The following is a 24,701-nucleotide window of genomic DNA, read 5'->3' as shown; positions in this document are numbered from 1 at the left end:
GCGAGCGCCCTTTTGTTTTTTACTGGTCGTAGTCGACAACCACCTTGTCGGTGACCGGATACGATTGGCAACTGAGGATGAAGCCTTTCTCGACCTCGTAGTCTTCCAGCGCATGGTTGGCGACCATTTCTACTTCCCCTTCGATCACTCGGCATTTGCACGTGGAGCAAACACCAGCTTTGCAGGCATATGGCGCGTCCAAGGTGTTGGCGCGAGCGGCGTCAAGGATGGAGGTGTCCCGGTCCATTTCGATGGTCTGGGTGGCACCGTCCAGAGTGATTTGTGCGGTAACCGCTTTACCGGCATCTGTGGCGCTGACCGCTTTGCGTTTGGCGCGGCCAGGTTGGCCAGACGCAAAGAGCTCAAATTTGATCTGCTCTTCAGAAAGCCCGTGATCCTTGAGCGCCTTGGCAATGCCCAGCATCATTGGCTCCGGGCCACAGATAAAGGCGGTGTCCACGGAGTTGATGTCAATCCAGCCGGTTTGGAACAGTTGCGCGCATTTTTCCTCTGACACCAATCCGGTGAAGAGGTCGATTTCCTGTGCGTCGGTTTCCAGCACATGGATCACGTTGAAACGGCCCATATACTGGTTTTTCAGATCCTCCAGCTCCTCACGGAACATAATCGTGGTCACACCTTTGTTGGCGTAGATCAGCGTGAAGGAGGACTGCGGTTCGTGCGCCAGCGTGGTTTTGATCAGCGATAGAACTGGCGTGATGCCCGAGCCGCCCGCAAACCCGAGATAGGTTCTGTCTGCAGTCTCATCGAGTTCGGTGAAAAAACCACCCATCGGGGGCATAGCTTGCACCGTGTCACCGACCTTCAGTTCGGTATTCGCCCAGGTGGAGAAAGCCCCGCCGTCGACGTGCTTGATGCCGACCTGTAGGATGCCGTCGTCTTTGCCCGCGCAGATCGAGTAGCTGCGGCGCAGTTCTTCGCCGTCAAAATCGCGCTTGAAGGTCAGGTATTGGCCTTGGGTGAAGTCAAACTCCGCCGCTGCACCGTTTACTGGGGCAAGGGTGACCACCACGGCGTCGCGGATGGTTTTACGGATGTTGGTGACCTCAAGGTCGTGAAAGCGCGCGGATTGGGCCATTGGGGTCTCTCCTCAGATGCACTTGAAATAGTCAAAAGGTTCTAGGCAGGCGGTGCAGCGCCATTGGGCCTTGCAGGGGGTGGAGCCAAATTGGCTCATTTTTTCGACGTGTTGACTGCCGCATTGTGGGCACTTGTCGGGGCCGCCGGCGGGCTGAGGTGGGGCGATGCCATAGGCCTCCAACTTGTCGCGGCCGGATTGGGTCATCCAATCGGTGGTCCAGGCCGGGCTGAGCTTGCGGCGCAGCTCCAGCTTCTCGACACCATGGCCGCGAAGGGCGGTTTCGATGTCGAGGTTGATGATGCTCGTCGCCGGGCAGCCGGAGTAGGTTGGCGTGACGGTCACGATCAGTGTGTCATCTACGTAAGCCACGTCCCGAATGATGCCGAGGTCGGTGAGGGAAATCACCGGGATCTCGGGATCAGGCACCGCGTGCAACCAGTCCCAGACCTGCGCCACGTCGGGCAGTGTGGGCTCAGCAGTGATATGTTCGCGGTCGCTTACCACGTTGCGCCTGGGTAAGCGCGCTGCAGCCACTGCATTTGGGTCAGCAGGTGGCCGAGATGCTCGGTGTGGGTTTTGCCGTTGCGACCACCTTTGTGGGCAAAGTCGCTGTCTGGAATGGTCAGCGTGGCCTCGGACAGAACCTTGCCAATCAGCGCATCGTACTCTTCTCGCAGGCTGGCAGGATCAGGCGCCACGCCAGCCGCTGCCATAGCAGCGTCTACGTCATCAGAGGCAAACATCTCGCCGACATAGGGCCACAGACGGTCCAGTGCGGCCTGCATGCGCTTGTGGCTTTCCTCGGTGCCATCACCCAGGCCGACCACAGTTTCGGCGGAACGCTCGACATGGTAGGCGGCTTCCTTGCTGGCCTTTTCTGCAATCTCTGCAATGGCTTGGTCGGAAGACTTCATTAAGCGCGGCAGCAGGATCGACTGATAAGCGTCAAACAGGAATTGGCGCATCAGGGTTTGCCCAAAGTCGCCATTTGGCAGCTCCAAGAGCAACAAGTTTCGGAAATCCCAGGCGTCGCGCAGGAAGGCGATGTCGTCGGCGGTTTTGCCGTCGTCCATCACCTCAGCCGCATAGCCAAGCCAGAGCTGGGTCTGGCCAATCAGGTCCAGTGCGGTGTTAGCAAGCGCAATGTCTTCTTCCAGCACGGGCGCATGACCGCACCATTCCGAGACGCGGTGGCCCAAAATGAGGGTGTTATCGCCCATGCGCAGCAGGAATTGCGTGAGCATCTCCTTGTCAACATTGGCCATCACATGTGCCCCACTTCGTCAGGGATGTCGAAGAAGGTCGGGTGACGATAGATCTTGCTCTCGGACGGCTCATACAGCGGGCCTTTTTCCGACGGGCTTGACGCGGAGATGTTGTTGGCTTCCACAACCCAGATCGACACACCTTCGTTGCGACGGGTGTAGACGTCACGGGCGTTTTTGATCGCCATTTCCGCATCCGGCGCGTGCAGGCTACCGACGTGACGGTGGCTCAGGCCGTGTTGGCCGCGAATGAAGATTTCCCAGAGGGGCCATTCTTTGCTCATGATCTAAGTCCTTATTCTGCGGCAGTTTTTGCGGCGCGTTTTTTCTCTGCATGGGCCATCAGACCGTCACGCACCCAGGCGCCATCGTCCCAAGCTTTGTTGCGGGCTTCGAGGCGATCGACGTTACAAGGGCCGTTGCCTTTGAGCACGTCAAAGAACTCGGACCAGTCTGGGTCGGAATAGTCGTAGCCGCCTTTTTTCTCGTTCCATGTCAGGTTTTCATCCGGAATGGTCAGGCCGAGGTATTCGGCTTGTGGCACGGTTTGGTCGACGAATTTTTGGCGCAACTCGTCGTTGGTGTTCATCTTGATCTTCCACGCCATGTTTTGGGTGGAGTGCACCGAATCTGCATCAGATGGACCAAACATCATGAGGCTTGGATACCACAGGCGGTTCAGGGCATCTTGTGCCATTTTCTTTTGCGCCTCAGTGCCTTGCGCCATCTTCATCATGATGTCGTAGCCTTGGCGCTGGTGAAAGCTCTCTTCCTTGCAGATGCGGATCATCGCGCGGGAGTAGGGGCCATAGGAGGTCCGTTGCAGCGGCACCTGGTTCATGATCGCTGCGCCATCCACAAGCCAGCCGACCGCGCCGATGTCGGCCCAGTTCAGCGTTGCGTAGTTGAAGATGGAGGAATACTTCATCTTGCCGGACAGGAGTTGTTCGGTCAGATCGTCGCGGCTTACACCCAGCGTTTCGGCGGCCGCGTAGAGATAGAGGCCGTGGCCTGCTTCGTCCTGAACTTTGGCGAGCAAGATCATTTTGCGCTCCAGTGTCGGGGCGCGGGTGATCCAGTTGCCTTCCGGCAGTTGACCAACAATTTCGCTGTGCGCGTGCTGGCCGATCTGACGGATCAGGGTTTTGCGGTAGCCTTCGGGCATCCAGTCACGCGGCTCGACTTTGATGTCGTCGTCGATCCTGGCCTGAAATTCCTTGAGCTTCTCCGGATCGTCCGTCGTGGCCTCGGATTTGATCATCTGTGCATACATGACTGGGTTCCTCCTCAGGCTGTGGGGTGCCTTAGACCCGTTCGAGAATGATGGCGGTGCCTTGGCCCACGCCAACACACATGGTGCAGAGCGCGTAGCGGCCGCCGGTGCGTTTGAGTTGATACGCGGCGGACATCACGATGCGTGCGCCGGACATGCCGAGCGGGTGGCCCAGAGCAATGGCACCGCCTTGGGCATTCACATGGGGTGCATCGTCCGCGACGCCAAGTTCCCTCAAGGATGCGAGGCCCTGTGCGGCAAAGGCTTCGTTCAATTCTATCACATCCATCTGTTCGATGGTGAGCCCAGTGCGGGCGAGCACTTTGCGGGTCGCGGGGACCGGGCCAATGCCCATCACGCGTGGTTCGACACCAGCAGCGGCCATGCCCACAATGCGTGCCATTGGAGTCAGCCCGTTTTTGGCGGCTGCGGCTTCGGTGGCCATTAGAATGGCGGCAGCGCCATCGTTCACGCCAGAGGCGTTGCCTGCGGTGACCGAAAGGTCAGGGCCGTTCACGCCACGCAGATTGGCAAGTTTGTCCGCACCGGTGCCGGGGCGAGGGTGTTCGTCGGTGTCGACAACAAGGTCATCACCTTTGCGCTGTGGAATGGTGACTGGCGTGATTTCATCAGCAAAATATCCGGCCTCATGAGCGGCGGCCCAGCGCGCTTGCGAGCGGGCGGCGAAGGCGTCTTGATCTGCGCGGTTGATGTTGTAATCGGCGGCGACGTTGTCTGCGGTTTGTGGCATGCTGTCGATGCCATACATCGCTTTCATCTTTTTGTTCACAAAGCGCCAGCCAATTGTGGTGTCAAAGACTTCATTGGCGCGGGAGAAGGCGGTTGTTGCCTTGGGCATCACGAAAGGTGCGCGCGACATGCTTTCGACACCGCCTGCGATGGCAACGTCATAGTCGCCAGCGCGCAAGCCACGGGAGGCCATGCCCACCGCGTCCATTCCAGAGGCACAGAGGCGGTTGATGGTGGTGCCGGGCACATCGGTTGGGAGACCCGCAAGTAAGGCCGCCATACGGGCCACGTTGCGATTGTCTTCGCCAGCTTGGTTTGCAGAGCCGTAGATCACATCATCCAAAGAAGCCCAGTCCACCTGTGGGTTGCGCTCCACAAGTGCAGCAATAGGCAAGGCAGCAAGGTCGTCGGTGCGAACCGAAGAGAGCGCGCCACCGTAGCGGCCAATAGGTGTGCGGGTCGCGTCGCAGATGAAAGCTTCGGTCATAGTGTCTCCGTGGCAGTGGTTCCGGTCCTGTTCGCATTAGCCGACCGTATGGTTGGGATATCGTGAAGTGTGATTCGAGGCAAATAAAATGTTACCGTTTGTGCTATTTGAGCAGATCGGCGTAACATGAATCCTTGTTTTTCGATGATCTTTGCCGGTTGGGGTTTTGATGCCGTGGCGTTCAAGCTCCGGTCACGTTTGATCCTTAGTCAGTGCCTAAGGGGAGAGCCTCGCGGTGCGCGGTGAGGTGGAATGCGGTCCCGCAATTTCAAGCGAGAAAGGCGTTTCTGTCAAAAGATGACCCAGAGAAACACATTTCAAAAAATGTATGTGTTTTGAGCGACATCCACCTTTTGCACGGCAATTGAGCAGAAGGCTGACCGGGCAAGATACGGTCAAATGCAAGGCTTTGACCAAAATCAATTACGGGTCATGATCTATGTCAAAGTAGGTTTGTTTATTTCCAGACAAAGTGCCCGAGCAAACAGGATCATTGATATAAGAGTTGGCGTGTACGTGACTTCTAAAACGACACATATGCCTGAACGACGTGCCTTCTTACGGGGCCGCTTTCACGACGAAGAGATTTTGCGGCCTCCTGGGGCGCTTGAGCTCGCGTCTTTTGTAGAAACCTGTACTCGTTGCGGTGATTGCGCCGCTGAATGTCCTCGAGCGATTATCACGGCGGATGCCGACGGTTTCCCCATGGTGGACGTCAATGCGCGTGGCTGTACCTTCTGTGGTGCCTGTGCTGAAGCCTGTTCGCCTGCTGCCATTCAGCCGGCACAGGAGTGGATCTATCGCGCGGGTGTTTCTGACAGTTGTTTGTCCGTGCAGGGCGTTACCTGCCGAGCCTGTGAAGATCATTGTGATGAGAGCGCAATCCGGTTCCGTTTGATGACGGGCGGACGGTCTGCGCCTCAAATCGATCCCGAAATATGTACCGGATGTGGCGCTTGTGTTTCGCCTTGCCCGTCTAACGCAATCACCGTTGAGCGCCCAGCGTCTCAGCATAACGCCAGCATGCCAACAGCCAGCGAGATCAACGTATGTACAATATCTGCGGATGCCTAGTCCACGCGATGCCTGAAAAAACGCCGGACGTAGTCTCGGCGATTGATGCGACCGAAGGGTGTGAAGTGCACGCCCAAGAAGACGGACGCATTGTGGTGACCGTGGAAGACACAGACACGCAACGCGCGTCCGAAATCATCATGGGCATGCACCAGATCCCCGGCGTGATCACCGTCACGCTTACCTATCATCATTTTGAACCGAGCGGCGCAGATGCAGCCGCATCCACAGCGCTCTAAGGAGGACCAGCCATGACATTGCCAACGTCCCGTCGCACATTTTTGAAATCGACCGCCGCAGCCGCCACGGCTTCGGCAGCCGGCATCACCTTGCCAAAAGAAGCAGAGGCCCAGGTAGGCACACCCGACATTCGTTGGGACAAAGCGCCTTGCCGGTTCTGCGGTACAGGCTGCTCCGTTCTTGTCGGCACCAAAGATGGACGTGTGGTAGCCACACAAGGCGACCCCAAAGCACCAGTGAACCGCGGTCTGAACTGTATTAAGGGCTACTTCCTGTCCAAGATCATGTACGGTGAAGACCGTCTGACCACGCCGTTGCTGCGCAAAACCAATGGTCAGTACGACAAAGAAGGCGAATTCACCCCTGTGACCTGGGAAGAAGCCTTCGACGTCATGGCCGAAAAGTTCAAAGGCGCGCTCAAGGAAAAAGGCCCTACCGGCATTGGCATGTTTGGATCTGGTCAGTGGACCGTTTGGGAAGGCTATGCCGCTGCCAAACTGATGAAGGCGGGTTTCCTGTCCAACAACATTGATCCAAACGCGCGTCACTGTATGGCGTCTGCGGTTGTGGGCTTTATGCGGGCCTTTGGGATCGATGAGCCAATGGGCTGTTACGACGACTTTGAGCACGCCGACACCTTTGTGCTCTGGGGCTCTAACATGGCGGAGATGCACCCAATCCTGTGGTCCCGTCTGACTGACACCCGTCTGACCAAACCTGGCGCACAGGTGCATGTGCTGTCGACCTTTGAACATCGCTCGTTTGAGCTGGCCGACAACGGCATGATCTTCACGCCGCAAACCGACCTTGCGATCCTGAACTACATCGCCAACTACATCATCGAAAATGATGCGGTGAACTGGGATTTCGTAAATGAGAAGGTGAACTTCACCAAAGCTGTCACAGACATCGGCTATGGCTTGCGTGATGAGCATCCGCTGCAGCAGGCCGCTGAAAACCCAAACAACGGCAAACTCGAGAAGATCGATTTTGAAGCGTACAAAGAGTATGTCTCTGAATACACGCTTGAGAAGACCAGCGAGATTTCCGGCGTGCCGGAAAATGCGCTGCTGCGTCTGGCACAACAGTATGCTGATCCAGACCGCAAGGTGATGTCGCTCTGGACCATGGGTTTCAATCAGCACACCCGTGGATCTTGGGTGAACGGTCTGATGTACAACGTACACCTGCTGACAGGCAAAATCTCTGAGCCAGGCAACTCGCCGTTCTCGCTCACAGGTCAACCGTCTGCCTGTGGTACCGCGCGTGAAGTGGGCACCTTTGCACACCGTCTGCCAGCAGACATGGTTGTTGCTAATGATGAGCACCGCGCAATTTCTGAGAAGAAATGGAAGCTACCTGCTGGTATCCTGAACGCCAAAGTTGGCTCCCACGCGGTGAAACAAAACCGTGATCTGAAAGACGGCAAAATCAACGCCTACTGGGTGCAGTGTAACAACAACATGCAAGCCGCGCCGAATATCAACGAAGAAGGCTTCCCGGGCTATCGCAACCCAGACAACTTCATTGTTGTGTCGGATCCGTATCCCACTGTGACCACCATGGCGGCGGATCTGATCCTGCCAACCGCGATGTGGGTGGAAAAAGAGGGTGCCTACGGTAATGCGGAACGCCGGACTCAGTTCTGGCGCCAGCAAGTGGATGCGCCAGGTGATGCCAAGTCAGACGTGTGGCAGCTGATGGAATTCTCCAAACGCTTCACCACCAACGAAGTGTGGCCTGCCGAAATTCTGGATGCCAACCCGGAATACAAAGACAAGACTTTGTTTGAAGTCCTGTTTGCCAACGGCCAGGTCGACAAATACGGTCTGGACGAGCTTCAGGAAGGCTTTGCCAACGATGAATCCGAACACTTCGGCTTCTATGTGCAAAAAGGTCTGTTTGAGGAATACGCGTCCTTTGGGCGTGGCAAAGCCCACGATCTCGCGGACTTTGAAGTGTATCACAAAGCCCGTGGTCTGCGCTGGCCTGTGGTGGACGGCAAGGAAACCCTCTATCGCTTCCGTGAGGGCTATGACCCCTACGTGAAAGAAGGCGAGGGCGTGAAGTTCTATGGCAAGCCGGACGGTCGGGCAAACATCATCTTTGCCCCTTATGAGCCGCCAGCGGAAAGCCCGGATGAGGACTTCAATCTGTGGCTGGTCACCGGTCGTGTGCTGGAACACTGGCACTCTGGCTCCATGACTCGTCGTGTACCTGAGCTGCACCGCTCGTATCCTTACGCACAGGTGTTTATGCATCCGGAAGACGCCAAGGAGCGTGGTCTGCGCCGCGGTCAGGAGATCACCATCTCCACCCGTCGTGGTGACATGCAGAGCCGGGTCGAAACCCGCGGGCGCAACAAAATGCCAAAAGGTGTGGTGTTTGTGCCGTGGTTTGATGAAGGCCAGCTGATTAACAAGCTGACTTTGGACGCCACTTGCCCGCTCTCCAAAGAGACCGACTTCAAAAAATGTGCCTGTAAGGTTGAGCGCGCGTAAGCGCTCAATCCCTCAGGTATCTGAAAGCTAGAGCCATGTCCGCCACGTCGACACAGCCAAAGAATCCAGCCCGCCGCCGCTTCCTTCAGGATGCGGCGCGCGGAACGGCAGGCTGTGCGGTAGCGGGCATGACATTGGCCTGGTTTGTGCAAGACGCACGGGCTTTGCCAGATCGGGCCATTCGCCCACCCGGCGCGTTGCCGGAAGATGATTTTTTGGCCGCGTGTATTCGCTGTGGTCTTTGTGTGCGGGATTGCCCCTATGACACACTGGTTCTTGCGGAACTGGGAGTGGATGGCGCGGCGACCGGCACGCCGTTTTTCACCGCACGGGATGTCCCGTGTGAGATGTGTGAAGACATTCCCTGTGTTGCGGCTTGCCCGACAGGGGCGTTGGATAAAGAGCTGACCGATATTGACGACAGCCGCATGGGGCTGGCGGTTTTGATTGATCAGGAAAACTGCCTCAATGCGCTCGGCTTGCGTTGCGACGTCTGTTACCGCGTCTGTCCGGTTATTGACGAAGCGATCACGCTCGAGAGGCGGCACAATGAGCGCTCCGGGCACCATGCGATCTTTATGCCGGTTGTGCATTCGGATCACTGTACCGGTTGTGGCAAATGTGAGAAATCCTGCGTCTTGCCCGGTGAGGCGGCCATCAAAGTTCTGCCCATTCGTGTGGCGCAGGCTGATCAGGCAGAGCACTACAAACGCAGCTGGGAAGAGAACACACCGCTGGTGGATGAGATCATCGATCTGCCAGACCGTTTGCCTGGCACGGGCACAGATAATCTTGTTGCCCCAGGTGGTTTTGAGCCATCCTTCAAGTTGCCAAAAGGCGCAACAACGGGAGGTGTTGGTCAATGAGTGACAATGCAACACTGCCTGTTGGAGCTGAAGCTGTCCGCGATAAAGGGTATTGGCTGGCATACCGGTTTTTGATCCTGCGTCGTCTCAGTCAGGCATTTTTCCTGAGCCTGTTCCTGCTGGGCCCTTGGTTTGGCATTTGGTGGGTGAAAGGCAATCTCAGCGGGTCTCTGACTTTTGACATTTTGCCGCTGACCGATCCGTTCATCGCGCTTCAAGGCATTGTGGCGGGGCACTGGCCAGAGATGACCGCGCTCATTGGTGCGCTCATTGTCGGGGCTGTTTACGCGCTCATTGGTGGCCGGCTCTATTGCAGCTGGGTCTGCCCGATCAATCCGGTCACAGACGCGGCCAGCTGGCTGCACCGCAAACTTGATCTGCCCAAAGGCTGGCAGCCCAAACGAGGTACGAAGTACTTCATGCTGGCCATGGTTCTGGGTGTGAGTGTGGTCACCGGTACTGTGGCGTGGGAGTTTGTGAACCCCATTTCCATGCTGCATCGCGGACTGATCTTTGGCGCCGGTTTTGCCTGGGCGTTGGTGATTGGCGTGTTTCTTTTCGACCTGGTTCTGGCCCGACGCGGCTGGTGCGGTCATTTATGCCCGGTTGGTGCCTTTTATGGTCTGCTGGGCAACAAATCCCTGTTGCGGGTCACAGCGCAAAAGCGCGCGGCTTGCGATGATTGTATGGACTGCTTTGCGGTCTGTCCGGAAATGCAGGTGATTACCCCTGCGCTGCGCGGCAAGGAGGCGGACACCCCGCTGATCCTGTCGCCGGATTGCACAAATTGTGGCCGTTGCATCGATGTATGCGCGGTCGACGTTTTCCACTTTACCCATCGTTTTGACGAGACGCCCGCGCCGGGGCGTGTCCGAGACCGAACCAACCCAGCGCCAAAGGTCGGCAAAGCCGCCTGAGAAGCTAAGGAGAAAGAAAGATGAAAAAACATCCCCTCATCAGCGCCCTGACGGCAGCAGCCATTGTTCTTGGCAGCGGGTTCGCTGTCGCGGATCAGGCCGGGAAAGTAAAATCTCTGCGCAACGATCCAATTGACGCAACCAACCGGTTGGACGATGTGCTGCATCAGCAATCCGGCCGTGTGGCGCGCAACTATCGTCAACAGCCGCCGCTGATCCCACACACTGTGGATCAGTATCAGATTGATCTGAGCGCCAACCAATGTCTGGCCTGTCACGACTGGACCAAAGCAGGCGAACGTGGTGCACCCACTCTGTCGATGACCCACTATCAGGGCCGCGAAGGTGAGCAACTGGACGAAGTGGCCGGCACCCGGTGGTTCTGTAACCAATGCCACGTGCCACAGGCCAATGCACCTGCGTTGGTCGAAAACGAATTTGAACCGTCCAACTAACGTCGGAAAAGGGGAAGGTAGCCATGTCTGATCAAGGCAACAACACCGGCAAGAAGCCGGGCTTTATACGCCGCACCTGGTCCACTTTGTGGTCGCCGACGTCGGCCTTTTCGCTGGGCGCCTTGCTGTTTGGCGGGTTCTTGGCCGGTATTCTGTTTTGGGGTGGATTTCACTGGTCACTTGAACTGACCAACACTGAAGAGTTCTGTGTGTCCTGCCACGAGATGGAGCGTAACTACGAAGAATACACAGAGACGGTGCACTACAATAACCGCTCCGGTGTGCGCGCGACTTGCCCTGATTGCCACGTGCCAAAACAGTGGCAGCACAAAATCAAGGCAAAAATCCTTGCGTCTAAAGACCTCTATCACACTGTGATGGGCACCATCGACACAGAGGAAAAATACGAGGAACATCGTCTGTCGATGGCGTCTGCCTCTTGGAAAAAAATGAAGAAAAGCGACAGCCGGGAATGCCGCAACTGTCACAAGTTTACCTATATGGATTTCACCCAGCAGGAGAACCGCGCAGCGGCACAACACCAGCTGGCGTTGGATGAAGGCAAAACCTGTATCGATTGCCACCAGGGCATCGCGCACCGTCTGCCTGCAGATTATCTGAAAGCCTATGAGGATGTGACTGCGGAGTTGGAAGGCGAGATTGTGGTGCCAGATAATCCTGGTCAGGACGTCGCCACCGCGGGAAGTGAGATCAAAGGGTATCTGGCCTCTAACTGATCCGCACTTGGTTGCAGTAAGAATTTAGAGGAGCGCTTCATCTGAGGCGCTCTTTTTGGTTGTGTATACGAAAAGCGCCGGTGCTCAATTGAGCAACCGGCGCTGGCCTTGTGTCCGTGAGTGGTCTGACTTGGGTGCAGACCGGCGCGTCACGTCAAGGCATAACGATTGGCGCCGACAACCAACTCCAACAGGGGAAGGAGGAGGGAGAGAGTGAAGTTGGTTGTAGTGGTCACACCGCCCAAGGGAGGGAGGAAGGCGGTGCGGGTCTTCCGGAGGAGGTCTGCGGCGTTGTCCCCAGGCCGTGTCGTCCTCTGTGATAGTGATATGGGAAAGGGGTAAACAAATCCTTTTGGAGTTTCGGAAATACCTTTGCGAATTTACGCCAAATTTTCGAGAATGACTGATGCGCCCTTATCGTGCTTGACCTTGCACAGACGTTTGGCCGACAAAAGTGCAGGAGAGGCGGGCACTTATGAGATATCTGGTTAACAGCTTGCGTGCCACCGTGGTGCGGTTCAATGGCAAAAACGGGTTTATGCGCAGCTCACATTTGACGCTGTCTTTTGTGTTTGCACTGTTTCCTTTCTGTCTGTTTGCGCTGTCCCTGGCAGGTGCGTTGAGTCCCCAGGCGCAGGTAGATGACATCATAGACTTTGCCATTGGTGCATGGCCCGACGCAATTGCAGGTCCAATCGAGCGTGAATTGCGCGCGGTGTTGCAGGCAGGCAGTTCGACGCTGACGCTTGGCGCAGTGTTGGCGATTGTGTTTGCTTCCAATGGCGTGGATGCGATCCGCGTTGTGATCACCGACGCCTACCGAGAAACCGACCCTCGACCTTTTTGGAAGGTGCGCGGGTTGGCGATCCTGTTTGTTTTGGCTGGCAGCGCCTTATTCACGGCGGCGGGTGTGGTCAGCGTGGTGGTGCCTGTTGTGTTGCATTTCTTCGAGGACCTTGTGCCCTGGTTGGATCAATCGATCCTAAGCAATGAGCAATTTCGGCAAGGCGTGATTTTTGCGGTCACAACCTTCTTTCTGTTTGCATGCCACAAATGGTTGCCAGGGGTGCCCCACAAAACGGGGAGTCTTTGGCCAGGCATCGTGCTGTGCCTTGTCTTGTGGTTTCTTGCCTCCAAAGTATTCACCATCTACATCAGCAGTTTTTCGACCTATTCGGTGACCTATGCTGGGTTGGCTGGCATCATGTCTGCGCTGGTTTACCTTTACCTGATGTCTGCCATTTTTGTATTTGGCGCTGAGTTTAATGGCCAATTGATGGATGAAGCCCGCCGCCGGGGTGCCCCCGTATAACTACGATCTACGGTACGTCACTCTTGTCGGCGTTTGGGTGATGACTAAGGTCCGCCGCGGGGAAGAGGAGAATTGACATGGTAGAGACCATCGGTGCGTTGTTTGAGGCGCGTGCGAAGGCGTTTTCAGAACACAGTTTTTTGCAAGTGCCTGCGAACGAAGCGCGAGGGTACCATCCGGATGGCTATCAGTGCACCTATGGCGAGGCAGCGCAGGCCGTCGCCGCAATGGAAGCACAGCTTGCTGAGGCCGGGTATGGGCATGGGCATCGAATTGCCGTGTTGCTGGAAAACCGGCCGGAGATGTTGCTGATCAAATTGGCGCTAGCAAAGCGTGGCATCAGTTGGGTTCCGGTGAACCCGGATTACCGACCTGCGGAGGTGGCATACCTGCTGCAGGACAGTGCAGCCGATTTGGCTCTGGTTACTCCTGAGCTGGCTGACCTCATGGCTGCGGGTATTGCTGAGAGTGGCCTGAAGGTGGCTACCGTGGAATTGACGGAAACCTTGCTGAATTTGCCAAAATGCGCACGTCCCGCGCCGTCTGACCAATCGGTAAGTGGTGCTACAGAGGCCAGTCTGATCTATACCTCCGGCACCACTGGGCGTCCAAAAGGTTGCATCATGAGCCACGCTTATGAGGTTGAGATGGGGCAGTGGTATGCCTCACGTGGCGGCTTGATTGAGTTTGAGACTGGGGTGACCAAGGTTTATTGCCCTTTGCCACTGTTCCATGTGAACGCGGCGATCCTGCTGTTTATGGCAGTTATCGAGACCGGCAGCACGCATATCATTCCAGAGCGGTTCCGGGCCAGTGCCTGGTGGCGGGAGTTGGCGGAAACCGGCGCCACCGCCGCGCATTACCTCGGCATTATCATTCCGGCCTTGATGAACCGAGACCCCGAGGAGTGGGAACAAAAACATCAGGTTAAGTGGGCTGTTGGGGCAGGGGTCGAGCCGACTTTGCACCGCCCGTTTGAGGAGCGCTTTGGATTTCCGCTTATCGAAGTCTGGGGCATGACAGAAATGTGCCGGATGTTGGCGGACTGTCACGAGCCACGCCGCATAGACACGCGTGCGATGGGCCGTCCGCAAGCAGGGCTGGATGTGCGGGTTGTCGATGAGAATGATATGGAAGTACCACGCGGAACGCCGGGCGAAATGACTTTGCGTTATGGCGCTGACACACCGAGGCGGGGTGCGTTTTCAGGCTATCTGAACTTGCCGGAGACCACCGAAGAAGCGTGGCGCAGTGGGTGGTTTCACACCGGTGACACAGTGGTCATGGATGAGACAAACATGGTCACCTTTGTCGATCGCAAGAAAAACATCATCCGACGGTCAGGCGAGAATATTGCAGCAGCAGAAATCGAGGCCTGTTTGCAGGATCATCCGGCGGTGGACCGGGTTGCTGTAGTGGCCGTTGAAGACGCTATGCGTGATGAAGAGGTTATGGCCTGTGTTCAAGCGCTCGGTGATGCGGATGACGCGTTGGCGCAAGAGTTGTTTGACTGGTGTTTCGCGCGATTGGCTTACTATAAGGCACCTGGCTGGATCCGGTTCATGGCGGATATTCCTGTGACCGGGACACAGAAAATCCAGAAACACAGCCTGTTTGGTGACGGCGGATCAGAGACGGATAGCGCCTATGATTTTCGGTCCAAGAAGAAACGTGGCTAGGGTTTTAGCAGATGATCTTGAAGGAGCCGGTTGTGCACAAAATGATATAGTCACGGTCGGTTTCAAGAAGATGCCAACCCCGCTTTCGCACGGCAAGTTCCAGTGCAGCACGGCCGCATTCCGCCTCAACGTCCTGAATGCGACGGCGCACTGCGCCGGCTTCTCCGGATTTGAACGAAGAAAATACCTGATCCAGCCAATTTTGGCCGGTGGTCGTATGTGACAAAGTGGCCTGCATTTCACCACTTTGGCGGGAAACTGGTGAATCTAGGGTTAACCGTTCCGATAAAGTTGCGCGTTTTTGTGCTGCCCTGATTTTCTAATTTGGCAAAGGAGCGGCCTTTACGGTTGGTAAGTGTGTGCCCTCGTACCTTTTTGTCAGCCATCACTTACTCCGCGTCCAAGAAGGCTTTAAGCTGTGTAGCCACCGCTTTTTGACGTGCAGCTTTCAATGCTTCATCGTCTTCAGTGCGAAGGAATGCGGACAGCGCGTCTTGTGAAATCAGCAGATATTGAGCGCTGCCAATTACCGCGTAGAGTCCCAACAACAACTCCATGTCAGTGGCGGCTTTCTTGGCGGGGACAGAGCGGGCCAAATCCAACAGTGCTTTGAGGTACGGTTTTAGCGGCGCAACCCCGGTCTCTCTCGAGCTGTCCAACAGATTGCGCAAAACCAGACGGGCATCTGCCGTGTTGCCGGTCTCTCCACTGAGAAGATCTTGAAAATGCAGGATTAGGCGCAATTTGGGTGACACGTCCGGTGTGTCATTTAGCGATGCCAAGAGCCGGTCCGTGAGGGTTTCAAGCACCGTGTTATAAAGGGCGTCCTTGGTGCCAAAGTGGTGCAGCAGCGCTTGTTTGGTGACACCTGCGGTTTTTGCAAGGTTGGCCAGGCTCAGTCCGTGGTAGCCGTGGGTGGCAAATTCCTCAGTTGCAAGCGCGATGTAGCGGGTGCGGGCGGGGGACGGCTGAGACATGTTTTGGTCCTGCGTAGCTCGGTGTCTTGGGGTCAGCTTACCAGATGGTAGGAGCTTGCCAATTGGTAAGTCTTGTTTACTGCGAAAGTGCTGACCAAACGGTAAACAACCTGACGGAGCTTGCGGACAAAGAAAAAGGGCGGGGAAACCCCGCCCTGTGTGCATTTGCGATGTGGGAGGTTTAGGCGCGGCGTCGGCGGCCACCACCGCGACGTCCACGTCCACCACCTTCTCCTTCTGTGGCTGGTGGTTTATTGAACCGGATCCACTCAGCGCCACCTTCATCGTTGTTGGTCAGGAAGTTGGCGGCGCGGATGGCCTCCATTTCCTTGCCTGCACGGGCTTTGGTGGAGCCAAGTCCAAACATCTGGCAGAAAGCTTCATCATCCATGCCTTCTGGCAGGATAACGCCCGCAGCTTCAACTTCAGCCTTCTTCTCGGCCAGCTTTTTGGGACCAACAGGAAGCGCGATCGGGTTCATAATTGCGCTGGTCATGCCGGTGGCCATCGCCATTGGCAGGAAAGCGTTGTTGATGCCGTGACGGTTTGGCAAGCCAAACGAAATGTTGGACGCGCCACAGGTGGTGTTCACGCCCAACTCGTTGCGCAGGCGGTTGTTGAGTTCAAACACCTGCAAGCCTGCGGTGCCCATGGCGCCGATCGGCATCACCAGAGGGTCGACCACAATGTCATGTGCCGGGATGCCAAAGTCGGCGGCACGTTCCACAATCTTTTTCGCTACGGCAAAGCGGACTTCTGGGTCTTCGGAGATGCCGGTGTCGTCGTTGGAAATCGCCACAACTGGCACGTTGTACTTCTTCACCAGTGGCAGAACAATTTCCAGACGCTCTTCTTCGCCAGTCACGGAGTTCAGCAGCGGTCGACCTTTGGCCACTTCCAAACCGGCTTCCAGCGCACCAGGAACGGAACTGTCGATGCAAAGCGGGCAGTCGGTGACTTCCTGCACTTTTTGCACGAGTTGGCGCATCAGGTCCGGCTCAACAAAGTTGTTGTCCGCATAACGCGGGTCTTCGGCCATTTTGTTGGAGAAGACTGCGCCAGAGTTGATGTCGAGAACGGTGGCGCCAGCCGCAACCTGTGCCAGCGCGTCAGCCTGTACGCGGGAAAAATCGCCCGCTTCCAGCTCTGCGTTCAGAATTTTGCGGCCCGTTGGGTTGATGCGTTCACCAATCACGGTGAACGGTTGATCAAAACCCATGATCGCGGTTTTTGTTTGTGATTCTATAACGGTACGGGTCATGATTAATCCTGTTAGACTTTGACTGGCTGTGCGGTTGCACCGCCGTTATTGATGGCCCAGTTGGCGTTGATCTTAATGCCGCCAAGCGGGAAGAAATGCACCGAGTCAATGTTGAACTCAGGGTTTGCTGCTTTGTGATTGGCCAGTTGAGTTAGAACCTCTGTCGGCTCATACGGCAGCAGCAGTTTGGACACATCCATAGCGCGTTTTTGCAGAACCTTAAGCGACGGCCCAACACCACATGCGATGGCAAATTTGATAAGAGTCTGGAGCTTGGCAGGACCGGCGATACCAATATGGATTGGGATGTCGATGCCGGCGGATTTTACGCCATTGGCCCAGTCGATGATTGGTGCGGCTTCAAATGCAAACTGGGTTGCGATGGCCATTTTTGCGTCAGACCGCTGCGAGAAGTCCTGTTTCCACTGTAGTGCAGCGTCGACATTAGCGGATCCGCCGGCGGGATCGATGTCTTTGTTGCCTTCTGGGTGGCCCGCAACGTGCAGGCGCTCAAAACCGGCTTTGTCAAACAATCCAGTTTCAAGGAGCTGCATGGAATCTGTGAAGTCGCCATGTGGTTCGGAAACGCCACCGGCCAGCATCAGGCCTTGTTTCACATCCGCCTCGCCCTGATACATGGCGATCCAGTTTTCCAGAGTGGCTTTGTCTTTGATGATGCGGGCAGGGAAATGCGGCATCACGTCGTAACCCTCGGCCGTAATGCGACGAGCGGTGTCGACCATGTCCTCAATTGGGGTGCCCTCGATATGGGCGATGTAGACACGCGTGCCTGCGGGCAAAAGCGTGCGGAAGTCTTCCACCTTTGCCGCCGTACGGGGCATGACCTCTATGGAATAGCCCTGCAGAAAGGCCTCCATTTCCGGGGATGCGGTTTTGACCTCCTCGGTCTTGCGCTTAAAGTTCAACAAAGCCATTGCGGCCTCCCAAAAAGAGGGGCGTGTCACGCCCAGCCTTCATTGTTGATCATCGCCTTGATGCGGTCCTGATCAAACTCTGCCTCCAGCCGGGCCACCTCATTTTCGAGGATGGCCTGCGGCTCTCCCTCCACCAAATAGGGATCCCCTTTGCGCCATTCTGCCAGATAGGCGTCTGTGTCGGACGCGCCCACCTTCATTGCCGCACGGTCGATGGCCTGTTCAAAGCGTTCGGCCAAAGGTTTTTTTGCGCCGCGGCGCCCTTTGCCCACAATCACTTGAGCAGGAATATCGCGCCAGTAGACAATGGTGACATCAGGCATTGGGGTGATTCCTCCGGTATCGGTCCTTCATTCCTAGGGCAGGGGCTGGGACCGCTTTGGCTCATTTTCGACAATAGGGCAGCGTAACGCGACCTTGGGGTTTGTTGTGGTCGCTTTGTAACGAGAGGCAGCCCTGCTTGGCTATGGGGGACGCCGTGAATTCTTTGCATGAAGAAGATGAGCAGCAGCGGTGCCGACTTGTGCGTGATTGACTGCGAAACGGGATTGCGCGGGGCAAGGGGACACACTACGTTGAAGGCAACACGAAATGGAGGGCGTAACGATGGCGCCCAAGCGTCCCAAAGGTGCGGGCGCATTCCCTAAACCGGTTGAGAGCCCCGCGCCGAAACCGCCTGATCCCAGCTCGCTCTATGCGGCGCTGGATCTAGGCACGAACAGTTGTCGCATGTTGATTGCCCAACCTAAGGGCAGTCAAATTCATGTGGTGGACAGCTTTAGCAAGTCTGTCCAGTTGGGCTCCGGGCTGGAAAGCACGGGACGGTTGTCGCGTGGGTCCATGCGGCGCACCATTCAAGCCATGCGCATCTGTCAGCAGAAACTGAAGCGTCACAAAGTCAAAAGCATGCGGCTTGTGGCGACCGAAGCCTGCCGACGTGCAAAAAATGCACGTGAGTTTGTGCGGCAGGTGAAGCGGGAAACCGGCCTTCAATTGGAGATCATTCAACCCGAAGAAGAAGCGCGTTTGGCGGTGATTTCCTGCGCGCCCTTGGTGAGCACCAAGACGGAACAGCTGTTGGTGGTGGATATTGGCGGCGGCTCCACAGAGTTGGTATGGATGGACCTGACCTCGGTGCCTCCAATCGAGCGCGCGCGGGCCATTATGCGCCTGCGTAGTGGGTTTCACTCTGTCGACAGCCCGTTTCCTGCCGCCAAGGTGGTGGACTGGATTTCTGTGCCTTTAGGTGTGGCCACGTTGCGCGATCAGTTTCGCGATGTCGAAGATGACTCGGCACGGTTTGCCTTGATGAGCTGGTTCTTTGAGGAAAACCTCAGCGAGTTTGCCCCGTACAAAGATGCGCCGCCGAGTGAGGGTTTCCAAATTATCGGGACCAGTGGCACGGTGACCACCGTGGCCGCCAGCCATCTTGGGCTGCGCCGCTATGACCGCACCAAGGTTGATGGGCTGCGCATGACCAGCGAGCAGATCGACAAGGTCATTCGTGGCTATCTCGACTTAGGTCCAAAAGGGCGGCGTGCGGACCCGCGCATTGGGCAAGACCGGCAGGCCTTGATCATGAGTGGTTCTGCAATTTTGCAGGCACTGCTGCGGTGTTGGCCGACAGATCGGCTCTCAGTTGCAGATCGCGGCCTGCGTGAAGGGCTGCTTTATGCGCAGATGAGTGCGGACGGTGTGCTCGAGGATGGACCGTTTTAAAGCGGTTTCCCTTGTGACTCTGACAAAAATGACTAGAAGGCGTTGTTTCAACGCAATGTGGTGACGGAAATGGCCAAGAAACCTACCGGTAAAAATACTTCGGGACGTGGACAGCGGGATTTGACCATCAAGGTAAAGTCCGCGCGGGGGCGTAAACTGTCGTCCACTCGGTGGCTGCAACGTCAATTGAACGACCCCTATGTGGCACGCGCCAAAGCCGAGGGCTATCGAGGACGTGCGGCTTTCAAAATAATGGAGCTGGATGACAAGTTCCGCTTTTTGGTGCCAGGAGCGCGGGTTGTTGATCTCGGCTGCGCGCCAGGGGGCTGGCTTCAAGTGGCAGTGCCGCGCATCAATGCTTTGGGAGAAAAGTCTGGTAAGAAGGTTGGCACCCTTCTCGGCATCGACTTGCAGGAAGTGGAGGCCGTTGCCGGGGCTGATATCCATCAGCTTGATTTTATGGATGAAGGTGCGGACGATCAGGTCAAAGAGTGGCTCGGCGGCAAAGCAGACGTTGTGATGAGCGATATGGCAGCATCAAGCTCGGGCCACAAGCAGACCGACCACTTGAAAATTATGTCGCTGTGTGAAACCGCAGCCTATTTTGCCTTTGATGTGCTGGAGGAGGGCGGCACCTTTGTCGCCAAGGTTCTGGCAGGTGGTGCCGAAGGCGAACTTCAGAAGCTGTTGAAACAGAAGTTTACCAAGGTAGCCAACGTGAAACCGCCGAGCAGTCGCTCTGACAGCTCGGAGAAGTTCGTGGTTGCCACAGGTTTTCGCGGCTAAGGTTTAGCTGGCGCGGCGCAGCGAATTGGAGGCGGATTTCAGCATCTGATCCGGGTTGAATTCGAACTCAACTTCCAGCGCTTCGGGACGTTTGGCTTGAACCTTTCGCTTGGGCGCCACACGAACCGCTTCAGCTGGTTTTTTCATACTCGCGAGATTTTGTTGGCGGATCAATTCCCACAAACGGGCGTGACGGGAAGGCTCTGCGGCCACAGCTTGAGGCGCATGATACATTGGATGTCTCCTAGGCAGCTATAGAGTGGCCGGGAAGGTGCAGATGGCCACAAGTTAGCTATGCAGGCGGCTTGTGGTTAAAGTGGCACGCAAATGTGGAGATTTTGGGGAAGCGTTTTTCAGTTTCCTCGGGCTCGGTCCTCTGTTGTGTCGTTCCCCGCATCGCGCCATCTGTTGTGTGTCCACATCCACTGACCTGGATGCTTGCGGATCTGGGCCTCTAAACTGTCGTTGAGAGCCTGGGTCATCTCTTGCACATTGGTGTGGGGAATAGGCGCTTCGGTCTCGATGACATAACTTCCGTCAGGCTGCCTGACCCCGTAGCACGGCACCAAATCAACTTTGTACTTGAGTGCCAGCTCGGCGGCAGATTCCGCGGTGCGGGCTGGCTTCCCCATAAACTGGTATAGCGGCGCATCATTGATACGCTGGTCATGCACAATGCCGACAAATCCACCATCTCGCAAATGTCGCAACATGTTGGCCATGCCACGACGCCCTCGTTCAAACAGGGGTTCTCCAAAATCGGCCATCGCTGCGACGTAGTGTTCATTAAAATAGGGATTGGACATGCGTTTGTAGAGGCCACCTATTGGCACGCCCCGCGCCAGAAAAGATGCCCGGACCGCGAGGTAATTGCCGAAATGGCCGGTCACCATCAAAGCACCTTTGCCGTCCTTATGGGCTTGCTCAAGAACCGCATTGCCCGGGCCCAAAATCGGTGCGTTTGAAATGCTTTCTTGAAACTCGGAGCCCGAATAGGTCTCCATCAACATCCGCCCCATCGAATTGGCAACTTGATGTACAATGTCTTCTCGCTGTTGATCCGACAGCTCTGGCATAATCATTAAAAGGTTTTCTCGAATGCGGCGGCGATTGCCAGACAACGGCGCAACCAGATGATCAGCCAACCAGCCTGCCACATTCATGCGCGTGTCGTAAGGCACTGAGCGCATAACAGAGAGAAAGGCGCGAATAACGGTGTCGCTGATCTTGTGCCCCAAACGTTTTTTGGAAGTATCCATGTGCCTATTGGTCTCTCGAGTTCGAGGTCTATGCGTTGAGAATTACTTATGTTTTACGAGGATTGCGTGCAAGGGACTTGGTCAGAATGAGATTGAACCAATGAGGAGCACGTCGTAACAGAGGGTGGCATCCTAAGGCCACATGCCATGGGCGTGGGCCGCCAAAGCAAAGGTTCGACTATGACATCAGCGGCGGAATGGCAGTTGGTACTAATCCTCTGGGGCACAAAATACGGGCCGTCGGAAGTTTGCCAATTGATAGAAACAGTTGAAAAATATGCTCAGCGACCTTTTCGAACTGTTTTGATCACAGATCGCCAGAGAGACGGATTGCCGGCAGGCGTCCTGCAGCGCGCGTTTCCTGAGTTCTTTGTGCAAGAGGAGATGCGCACCAGCGGGTGCCAGGCGAAGTTGGCAATGTTTGAGGATGGTGTTGTCCCGCAAGATTTGCCGGCGGTCTATATCGACATTGATACTGTGGTTTTTGGCGATATGTCTAAGTTTTTGGACGTTGCTCGTTCAGAGAAAGCCGTAGTTTTGTTTCAGAGCGCGTTGCTCCCGATTGGCGCTTTGGGGCGTTGGATTTGGCGGCGAACTAACAAAAAGAAATATGCCCGGGGAAACTCTTCAATTGTCGTTTTTCAACCGCGCGAATGTGGCTATATCGCGGAGCAGTTTCGGGCTCTCCATGCGCAACACGGGATGACCGGGTTCCGCCCGATGATTGCTGATGAGCGGTTTATGAGTTGGTCCGCGCAAGAAAACCTGCAGGCCATTCCTAAATCAATGGCAGTGAAGTTTCCGACTGAGTTTATGCTGCCTTGGGCCTGGTTGACTCACTTGCGCGCGTCCCTTCCATGGGTGAGGAGACGCTGGAATGGGCTTTTGGCTGTCACGCTGCCAGGGGTCGACGTGAAAGGTCAGGAATTGCTGCAGATGCCCGAGGGTGGTGGATTTGTAGACCGGAAGGGCCGGCGGTTGATCTGGTCGGAAAAGGCCATAGGGCCAATGAAGCAAAAACTAACACATTACTACGAAGCGCTGTCTGCGCGTGAGGAAGAGAGCAAGTCATGATCCTTGGACATATCGGAGCGCGCAAAGGCTCCAAAGGCGTACCGGGCAAGAATTTCCGCATGATCCAAGGGAAACCTTTGATCGACTGGTCTCTGGATATGTTGTTTTCGCATTCACAGATCGACGCGGTGGTGGTTTCGACCGACGATGAAGAAGTCTACGCTCATGCCGTCGAAAAAGGGGCGTTGGAGATTGGCTTGCGCCCGGCGGAATTGGCCACGGACACCGCTCCCAAATGGGGTGTTTGGCAACATGCTTTGGCGGCAAGTGAGCAGGCGCTCGGACAAGACGTAACAGCCTTTCTGGACCTAGATTGTACAAACCCACTCCGCGTGCCAGAGGATATCACAGGCGCGTTGACTTTGTTTGAAACCGAAAAACCCGATATGGTGATGAGCGTATGTGAGGCGCGTAAAAACCCCTATTTTAATTTGGTGGAGCCGGACGAAAACGGTGCACTACAAGTGTGCAAAACCTTGCCGGGGGGCGTTTGGGCGCGTCAGGCCGCACCGAGAGTTTTTGAGCATGTCGGGTGTGTTTATGTGGTGGATCCGGACTATCTGCGCAGCGCCAAGACGATCTATGAGGGCCGGGTGCTGCCGTTTGAAATCCCGTCCATTCGCGGTTTTGATATTGACGAGCCGCATGACTTTGGTTTGGTGCAATATTTGCTAGGTGAGTTGAACGCCGGACGGCTTTAAACCTTAGGTTTTGCCGTTGCGAGCGCTTTTGGGAGCGCTTGCAACAGTTTTTGCGTGCCGCCTGCGTGGGCATCAAAAAACGCGTCAATAGAGTGCTCAGAAGGCGCGAAGCCTCCAGAAAGTGCTGTTGCCAACGCTGCGGCATCGGGTTTCGCACAAGCCACCCCAGCCGCGTTGGCTTCTTCAAATGGGTACTCGATGGTCCAGGTCTCAGGTCCTGTGATCACAGGTTTTTTCAAGGCCAAAGGCTCGATGATGTTGTGCGCTCCTGCAGGCACAAACCCACCACCCACCACGGATTTGTCAGCCATCGACAGGTAAAAATACATCTCGCCCAAACTATCCCCAAAGAAGATGTCAGGCTGTGTGGTTGGCGCCTCGAGCTCTTGAAGAGCTTTTGTTGAAATTGGAGCGGGCAGGGTTATTGAGCGGCGCAGAACATCAAACCCTTCAGTTTCCAACATGTCGTGAATGTCATCAAACCGTTCCGGCCGGCGCGGCACATAGACAAACAGCGGTTTGGGTCCTGCGTCGGCCAGCATCTGCCTCATGGTCTCCACATACAGAGCATCTTCGCCTTCTACGGTAGAGCCAAAAGTAACCACGGGGCGATCGTTGGCGCCAATCCACTTTCGAGCAGCTGGCCCAGCTTCCGTCAAATGTGACGGAACCGGTTGGTCAAAGCGCAACTCACCTGTCACGTGGATATTTGGTACGTTTACGGCGGCAAAGCGTTTGGCTTGAAGGTCGGACTTCACAAATGCCCCGGCAAACTGTGCCATAACGGCAGGGCGCAGGCCGAAGGATTTCTGATCTTTTACAATGGATTTGGAAGGGTATTGCGCGTTGCACATGAAGAGGGGCACACCCGCGCGCTTACTAGCCATGACCATGCGCGGCCAGATTTCAATCTCCATGACCAAGCCAAACTTCGGGGAAAACGCTTTGAAGAAATTGCGAAACGCCCAAGTGGTTTCAAATGGCACCCAGACGGTTTGGAGCTGACCATCGGCAATGGCGTCTGCAAAAACCGCTTGGGTTTCGCGCCGCCCCGCTGGAGTGAACTGAGTCACCACCACCTTTTCGCCCTGGTCCAAAATGGCCTGGATCAGCGGAACAGAACTGCGCAATTCTCCAAGAGAGACTGCGTGAATCCAAACCGAGCTCTGCATCGTGGTTTTGTAGCGTCCAAAACGCTCGGACATGTGCTGGTGATACAGCGGGTCCTTGCGCCCTCTACGGTACAAATAGATCAATGCGAGGGGCAGGAAAAGATGCCAAATCACCGACCAAAATACAAGAAAGGTACGTAATTTCAGGGGCATGTGGGT

General features: G+C 55.9%; 27 protein-coding genes. 13 read left to right on the top strand and 14 right to left on the bottom strand.

Annotation, left to right across the window (positions count from 1 at the left end; translation table 11 throughout):
• Nucleotides 1-19 precede the first annotated feature (19 nt).
• From Q0955_RS05130 to pcaF, 6 genes are read right to left on the bottom strand one after another with little or no spacing between them, the layout of a single operon-like run.
• On the bottom strand, nt 20-1,099 hold the full coding sequence (locus Q0955_RS05130; protein WP_299420740.1) for a 2Fe-2S iron-sulfur cluster-binding protein: 1,080 nt from the start codon (nt 1,097-1,099) through the stop codon (nt 20-22).
• Between the two features lie 12 nt (nt 1,100-1,111).
• Nucleotides 1,112-1,606 carry a 1,2-phenylacetyl-CoA epoxidase subunit PaaD gene (gene paaD / locus Q0955_RS05125; protein ID WP_299420739.1) on the bottom strand — a complete coding sequence of 165 codons (495 nt, stop codon included), beginning with the start codon at nt 1,604-1,606 and terminating at the stop codon, nt 1,112-1,114.
• A complete protein-coding gene (gene paaC, locus Q0955_RS05120) occupies nt 1,600-2,367 on the bottom strand; it encodes a 1,2-phenylacetyl-CoA epoxidase subunit PaaC (RefSeq protein WP_299420736.1) in 768 nt (255 codons plus the stop codon). Before paaC ends, paaD begins: the two co-directional genes overlap by 7 nt.
• Nucleotides 2,367-2,651, bottom strand: coding sequence for a 1,2-phenylacetyl-CoA epoxidase subunit PaaB (gene paaB, locus Q0955_RS05115; RefSeq protein ID WP_132860101.1), 285 nt, complete (start codon nt 2,649-2,651; stop codon nt 2,367-2,369). The genes paaC and paaB overlap by 1 nt, the downstream gene beginning before the upstream one ends.
• Before the next feature lie 11 nt (nt 2,652-2,662).
• The gene (gene paaA / locus Q0955_RS05110) at nt 2,663-3,640 is read right to left on the bottom strand and encodes a 1,2-phenylacetyl-CoA epoxidase subunit PaaA (RefSeq protein ID WP_299420734.1); all 978 of its coding nucleotides are present in this window, start codon (nt 3,638-3,640) and stop codon (nt 2,663-2,665) included.
• Between the two features lie 31 nt (nt 3,641-3,671).
• Complete coding sequence (pcaF, locus tag Q0955_RS05105) at nt 3,672-4,877, bottom strand: 3-oxoadipyl-CoA thiolase (protein WP_299420731.1); 1,206 nt, start codon at nt 4,875-4,877, stop codon at nt 3,672-3,674.
• Between the two features lie 399 nt (nt 4,878-5,276).
• Here pcaF and napF point away from each other — a divergent pair, with 399 nt between their 5' ends.
• The 9 genes from napF to Q0955_RS05060 all read left to right on the top strand — a co-directional run bounded on the left by napF (nt 5,277) and on the right by Q0955_RS05060 (nt 14,658).
• On the top strand, nt 5,277-5,951 hold the full coding sequence (napF, locus tag Q0955_RS05100; RefSeq protein WP_366140649.1) for a ferredoxin-type protein NapF: 675 nt from the start codon (nt 5,277-5,279) through the stop codon (nt 5,949-5,951).
• Between the two features lie 8 nt (nt 5,952-5,959).
• Entirely contained in the window at nt 5,960-6,190 is a 231-nt protein-coding gene (locus tag Q0955_RS05095) for a chaperone NapD (RefSeq protein WP_299420728.1), read from the top strand.
• Nucleotides 6,191-6,202: 12 nt separating this feature from the next.
• Nucleotides 6,203-8,692 carry a nitrate reductase catalytic subunit NapA gene (napA, locus tag Q0955_RS05090; RefSeq protein ID WP_299420726.1) on the top strand — a complete coding sequence of 830 codons (2,490 nt, stop codon included), beginning with the start codon at nt 6,203-6,205 and terminating at the stop codon, nt 8,690-8,692.
• A gap of 35 nt (nt 8,693-8,727) precedes the next feature.
• Nucleotides 8,728-9,558, top strand: a complete 831-nt coding sequence (gene napG / locus Q0955_RS05085) for a ferredoxin-type protein NapG (protein ID WP_299420724.1) — start codon at nt 8,728-8,730, stop codon at nt 9,556-9,558.
• Nucleotides 9,555-10,475 (top strand): quinol dehydrogenase ferredoxin subunit NapH, encoded by a 921-nt coding sequence (napH, locus tag Q0955_RS05080; protein ID WP_299420722.1) that lies wholly within the window; start codon nt 9,555-9,557, stop codon nt 10,473-10,475. Before napG ends, napH begins: the two co-directional genes overlap by 4 nt.
• 20 nt (nt 10,476-10,495) lie before the next feature.
• Nucleotides 10,496-10,930, top strand: a complete 435-nt coding sequence (locus Q0955_RS05075; protein WP_299420719.1) for a nitrate reductase cytochrome c-type subunit — start codon at nt 10,496-10,498, stop codon at nt 10,928-10,930.
• Nucleotides 10,931-10,953: 23 nt separating this feature from the next.
• Nucleotides 10,954-11,667, top strand: a complete 714-nt coding sequence (locus Q0955_RS05070; protein ID WP_299420716.1) for a NapC/NirT family cytochrome c — start codon at nt 10,954-10,956, stop codon at nt 11,665-11,667.
• Between the two features lie 475 nt (nt 11,668-12,142).
• Nucleotides 12,143-12,979, top strand: coding sequence for a YihY/virulence factor BrkB family protein (locus tag Q0955_RS05065; RefSeq protein WP_299420714.1), 837 nt, complete (start codon nt 12,143-12,145; stop codon nt 12,977-12,979).
• Between the two features lie 77 nt (nt 12,980-13,056).
• Complete coding sequence (locus Q0955_RS05060) at nt 13,057-14,658, top strand: AMP-binding protein (RefSeq protein ID WP_299420711.1); 1,602 nt, start codon at nt 13,057-13,059, stop codon at nt 14,656-14,658.
• A 4-nt stretch (nt 14,659-14,662) separates the two neighbouring features.
• Here Q0955_RS05060 and Q0955_RS05055 read toward each other — a convergent pair whose 3' ends face one another.
• From Q0955_RS05055 to Q0955_RS05035, 5 genes are all read right to left on the bottom strand, one after another.
• Nucleotides 14,663-14,884 carry a hypothetical protein gene (locus Q0955_RS05055; RefSeq protein WP_299420709.1) on the bottom strand — a complete coding sequence of 74 codons (222 nt, stop codon included), beginning with the start codon at nt 14,882-14,884 and terminating at the stop codon, nt 14,663-14,665.
• Between the two features lie 163 nt (nt 14,885-15,047).
• A complete protein-coding gene (locus Q0955_RS05050) occupies nt 15,048-15,635 on the bottom strand; it encodes a TetR/AcrR family transcriptional regulator (protein ID WP_299420706.1) in 588 nt (195 codons plus the stop codon).
• A 181-nt stretch (nt 15,636-15,816) separates the two neighbouring features.
• Nucleotides 15,817-16,896, bottom strand: a complete 1,080-nt coding sequence (locus tag Q0955_RS05045) for a methyltetrahydrofolate cobalamin methyltransferase (RefSeq protein WP_299420704.1) — start codon at nt 16,894-16,896, stop codon at nt 15,817-15,819.
• An 11-nt stretch (nt 16,897-16,907) separates the two neighbouring features.
• Entirely contained in the window at nt 16,908-17,831 is a 924-nt protein-coding gene (locus Q0955_RS05040; RefSeq protein ID WP_299420701.1) for a methylenetetrahydrofolate reductase, read from the bottom strand.
• 26 nt (nt 17,832-17,857) lie between these two features.
• On the bottom strand, nt 17,858-18,154 hold the full coding sequence (locus tag Q0955_RS05035; protein ID WP_299420698.1) for a virulence factor: 297 nt from the start codon (nt 18,152-18,154) through the stop codon (nt 17,858-17,860).
• Nucleotides 18,155-18,437: 283 nt separating this feature from the next.
• On the opposite strand from Q0955_RS05035, the gene Q0955_RS05030 reads away from it, so the two are divergent.
• Together Q0955_RS05030 and Q0955_RS05025 are read left to right on the top strand one after the other, a co-directional pair.
• Nucleotides 18,438-19,550, top strand: a complete 1,113-nt coding sequence (locus tag Q0955_RS05030) for a Ppx/GppA phosphatase family protein (RefSeq protein WP_283427493.1) — start codon at nt 18,438-18,440, stop codon at nt 19,548-19,550.
• A 69-nt stretch (nt 19,551-19,619) separates the two neighbouring features.
• On the top strand, nt 19,620-20,336 hold the full coding sequence (locus tag Q0955_RS05025; protein ID WP_299420693.1) for an RlmE family RNA methyltransferase: 717 nt from the start codon (nt 19,620-19,622) through the stop codon (nt 20,334-20,336).
• A 3-nt stretch (nt 20,337-20,339) separates the two neighbouring features.
• On the opposite strand, the gene Q0955_RS05020 is transcribed toward Q0955_RS05025, so the two are convergent.
• Together Q0955_RS05020 and Q0955_RS05015 are read right to left on the bottom strand one after the other, a co-directional pair.
• Complete coding sequence (locus Q0955_RS05020; protein ID WP_299420690.1) at nt 20,340-20,570, bottom strand: hypothetical protein; 231 nt, start codon at nt 20,568-20,570, stop codon at nt 20,340-20,342.
• A 119-nt stretch (nt 20,571-20,689) separates the two neighbouring features.
• The gene (locus tag Q0955_RS05015; RefSeq protein WP_299420688.1) at nt 20,690-21,595 is read right to left on the bottom strand and encodes a lysophospholipid acyltransferase family protein; all 906 of its coding nucleotides are present in this window, start codon (nt 21,593-21,595) and stop codon (nt 20,690-20,692) included.
• A 147-nt stretch (nt 21,596-21,742) separates the two neighbouring features.
• Here Q0955_RS05015 and Q0955_RS05010 point away from each other — a divergent pair, with 147 nt between their 5' ends.
• Together Q0955_RS05010 and Q0955_RS05005 are read left to right on the top strand one after the other, a co-directional pair.
• Nucleotides 21,743-22,669: a hypothetical protein gene (locus tag Q0955_RS05010; RefSeq protein ID WP_299420687.1), complete on the top strand. Its 927-nt coding sequence runs from the start codon at nt 21,743-21,745 to the stop codon at nt 22,667-22,669.
• A complete protein-coding gene (locus Q0955_RS05005; RefSeq protein ID WP_299420685.1) occupies nt 22,666-23,370 on the top strand; it encodes an acylneuraminate cytidylyltransferase family protein in 705 nt (234 codons plus the stop codon). Before Q0955_RS05010 ends, Q0955_RS05005 begins: the two co-directional genes overlap by 4 nt.
• Here the strand turns inward: Q0955_RS05005 and Q0955_RS05000 are convergent.
• Nucleotides 23,367-24,695 carry a glycosyltransferase N-terminal domain-containing protein gene (locus Q0955_RS05000; RefSeq protein ID WP_299420683.1) on the bottom strand — a complete coding sequence of 443 codons (1,329 nt, stop codon included), beginning with the start codon at nt 24,693-24,695 and terminating at the stop codon, nt 23,367-23,369. The two genes, Q0955_RS05005 and Q0955_RS05000, sit on opposite strands and share 4 nt — an antisense overlap.
• Nucleotides 24,696-24,701: the final 6 nt, after the last annotated feature.

Origin of the sequence: uncultured Shimia sp. (genome assembly GCF_947493595.1) — a bacterium.
In the GTDB taxonomy this organism is placed as follows: domain Bacteria; phylum Pseudomonadota; class Alphaproteobacteria; order Rhodobacterales; family Rhodobacteraceae; genus Shimia.
This window is presented reverse-complemented; position numbering and strand designations above follow the sequence as displayed.

Coding starts and splice junctions, on each gene's coding strand:
- Q0955_RS05030 (WP_283427493.1), top strand. CDS start 18,438: ATGGCGCCCAAGCGTCCCAAAGGTGCGGGCGCATTCCCTAAACCGGTT.
- Q0955_RS05130 (WP_299420740.1), bottom strand. CDS start 1,099: ATGGCCCAATCCGCGCGCTTTCACGACCTTGAGGTCACCAACATCCGT.
- Q0955_RS05070 (WP_299420716.1), top strand. CDS start 10,954: ATGTCTGATCAAGGCAACAACACCGGCAAGAAGCCGGGCTTTATACGC.
- Q0955_RS05010 (WP_299420687.1), top strand. CDS start 21,743: ATGGGCGTGGGCCGCCAAAGCAAAGGTTCGACTATGACATCAGCGGCG.
- paaB (WP_132860101.1), bottom strand. CDS start 2,651: ATGAGCAAAGAATGGCCCCTCTGGGAAATCTTCATTCGCGGCCAACAC.
- Q0955_RS05035 (WP_299420698.1), bottom strand. CDS start 18,154: ATGCCTGATGTCACCATTGTCTACTGGCGCGATATTCCTGCTCAAGTG.
- napF (WP_366140649.1), top strand. CDS start 5,277: ATGCAAGGCTTTGACCAAAATCAATTACGGGTCATGATCTATGTCAAA.
- Q0955_RS05045 (WP_299420704.1), bottom strand. CDS start 16,896: ATGACCCGTACCGTTATAGAATCACAAACAAAAACCGCGATCATGGGT.
- Q0955_RS05050 (WP_299420706.1), bottom strand. CDS start 15,635: ATGTCTCAGCCGTCCCCCGCCCGCACCCGCTACATCGCGCTTGCAACT.
- napG (WP_299420724.1), top strand. CDS start 8,728: ATGTCCGCCACGTCGACACAGCCAAAGAATCCAGCCCGCCGCCGCTTC.
- Q0955_RS05095 (WP_299420728.1), top strand. CDS start 5,960: ATGCCTGAAAAAACGCCGGACGTAGTCTCGGCGATTGATGCGACCGAA.
- Q0955_RS05075 (WP_299420719.1), top strand. CDS start 10,496: ATGAAAAAACATCCCCTCATCAGCGCCCTGACGGCAGCAGCCATTGTT.
- napH (WP_299420722.1), top strand. CDS start 9,555: ATGAGTGACAATGCAACACTGCCTGTTGGAGCTGAAGCTGTCCGCGAT.
- paaC (WP_299420736.1), bottom strand. CDS start 2,367: ATGGCCAATGTTGACAAGGAGATGCTCACGCAATTCCTGCTGCGCATG.
- Q0955_RS05025 (WP_299420693.1), top strand. CDS start 19,620: ATGGCCAAGAAACCTACCGGTAAAAATACTTCGGGACGTGGACAGCGG.
- pcaF (WP_299420731.1), bottom strand. CDS start 4,877: ATGACCGAAGCTTTCATCTGCGACGCGACCCGCACACCTATTGGCCGC.
- Q0955_RS05000 (WP_299420683.1), bottom strand. CDS start 24,695: ATGCCCCTGAAATTACGTACCTTTCTTGTATTTTGGTCGGTGATTTGG.
- Q0955_RS05060 (WP_299420711.1), top strand. CDS start 13,057: ATGGTAGAGACCATCGGTGCGTTGTTTGAGGCGCGTGCGAAGGCGTTT.
- Q0955_RS05065 (WP_299420714.1), top strand. CDS start 12,143: ATGAGATATCTGGTTAACAGCTTGCGTGCCACCGTGGTGCGGTTCAAT.
- Q0955_RS05040 (WP_299420701.1), bottom strand. CDS start 17,831: ATGGCTTTGTTGAACTTTAAGCGCAAGACCGAGGAGGTCAAAACCGCA.
- napA (WP_299420726.1), top strand. CDS start 6,203: ATGACATTGCCAACGTCCCGTCGCACATTTTTGAAATCGACCGCCGCA.
- Q0955_RS05015 (WP_299420688.1), bottom strand. CDS start 21,595: ATGGATACTTCCAAAAAACGTTTGGGGCACAAGATCAGCGACACCGTT.
- paaA (WP_299420734.1), bottom strand. CDS start 3,640: ATGTATGCACAGATGATCAAATCCGAGGCCACGACGGACGATCCGGAG.
- Q0955_RS05005 (WP_299420685.1), top strand. CDS start 22,666: ATGATCCTTGGACATATCGGAGCGCGCAAAGGCTCCAAAGGCGTACCG.
- Q0955_RS05020 (WP_299420690.1), bottom strand. CDS start 20,570: ATGTATCATGCGCCTCAAGCTGTGGCCGCAGAGCCTTCCCGTCACGCC.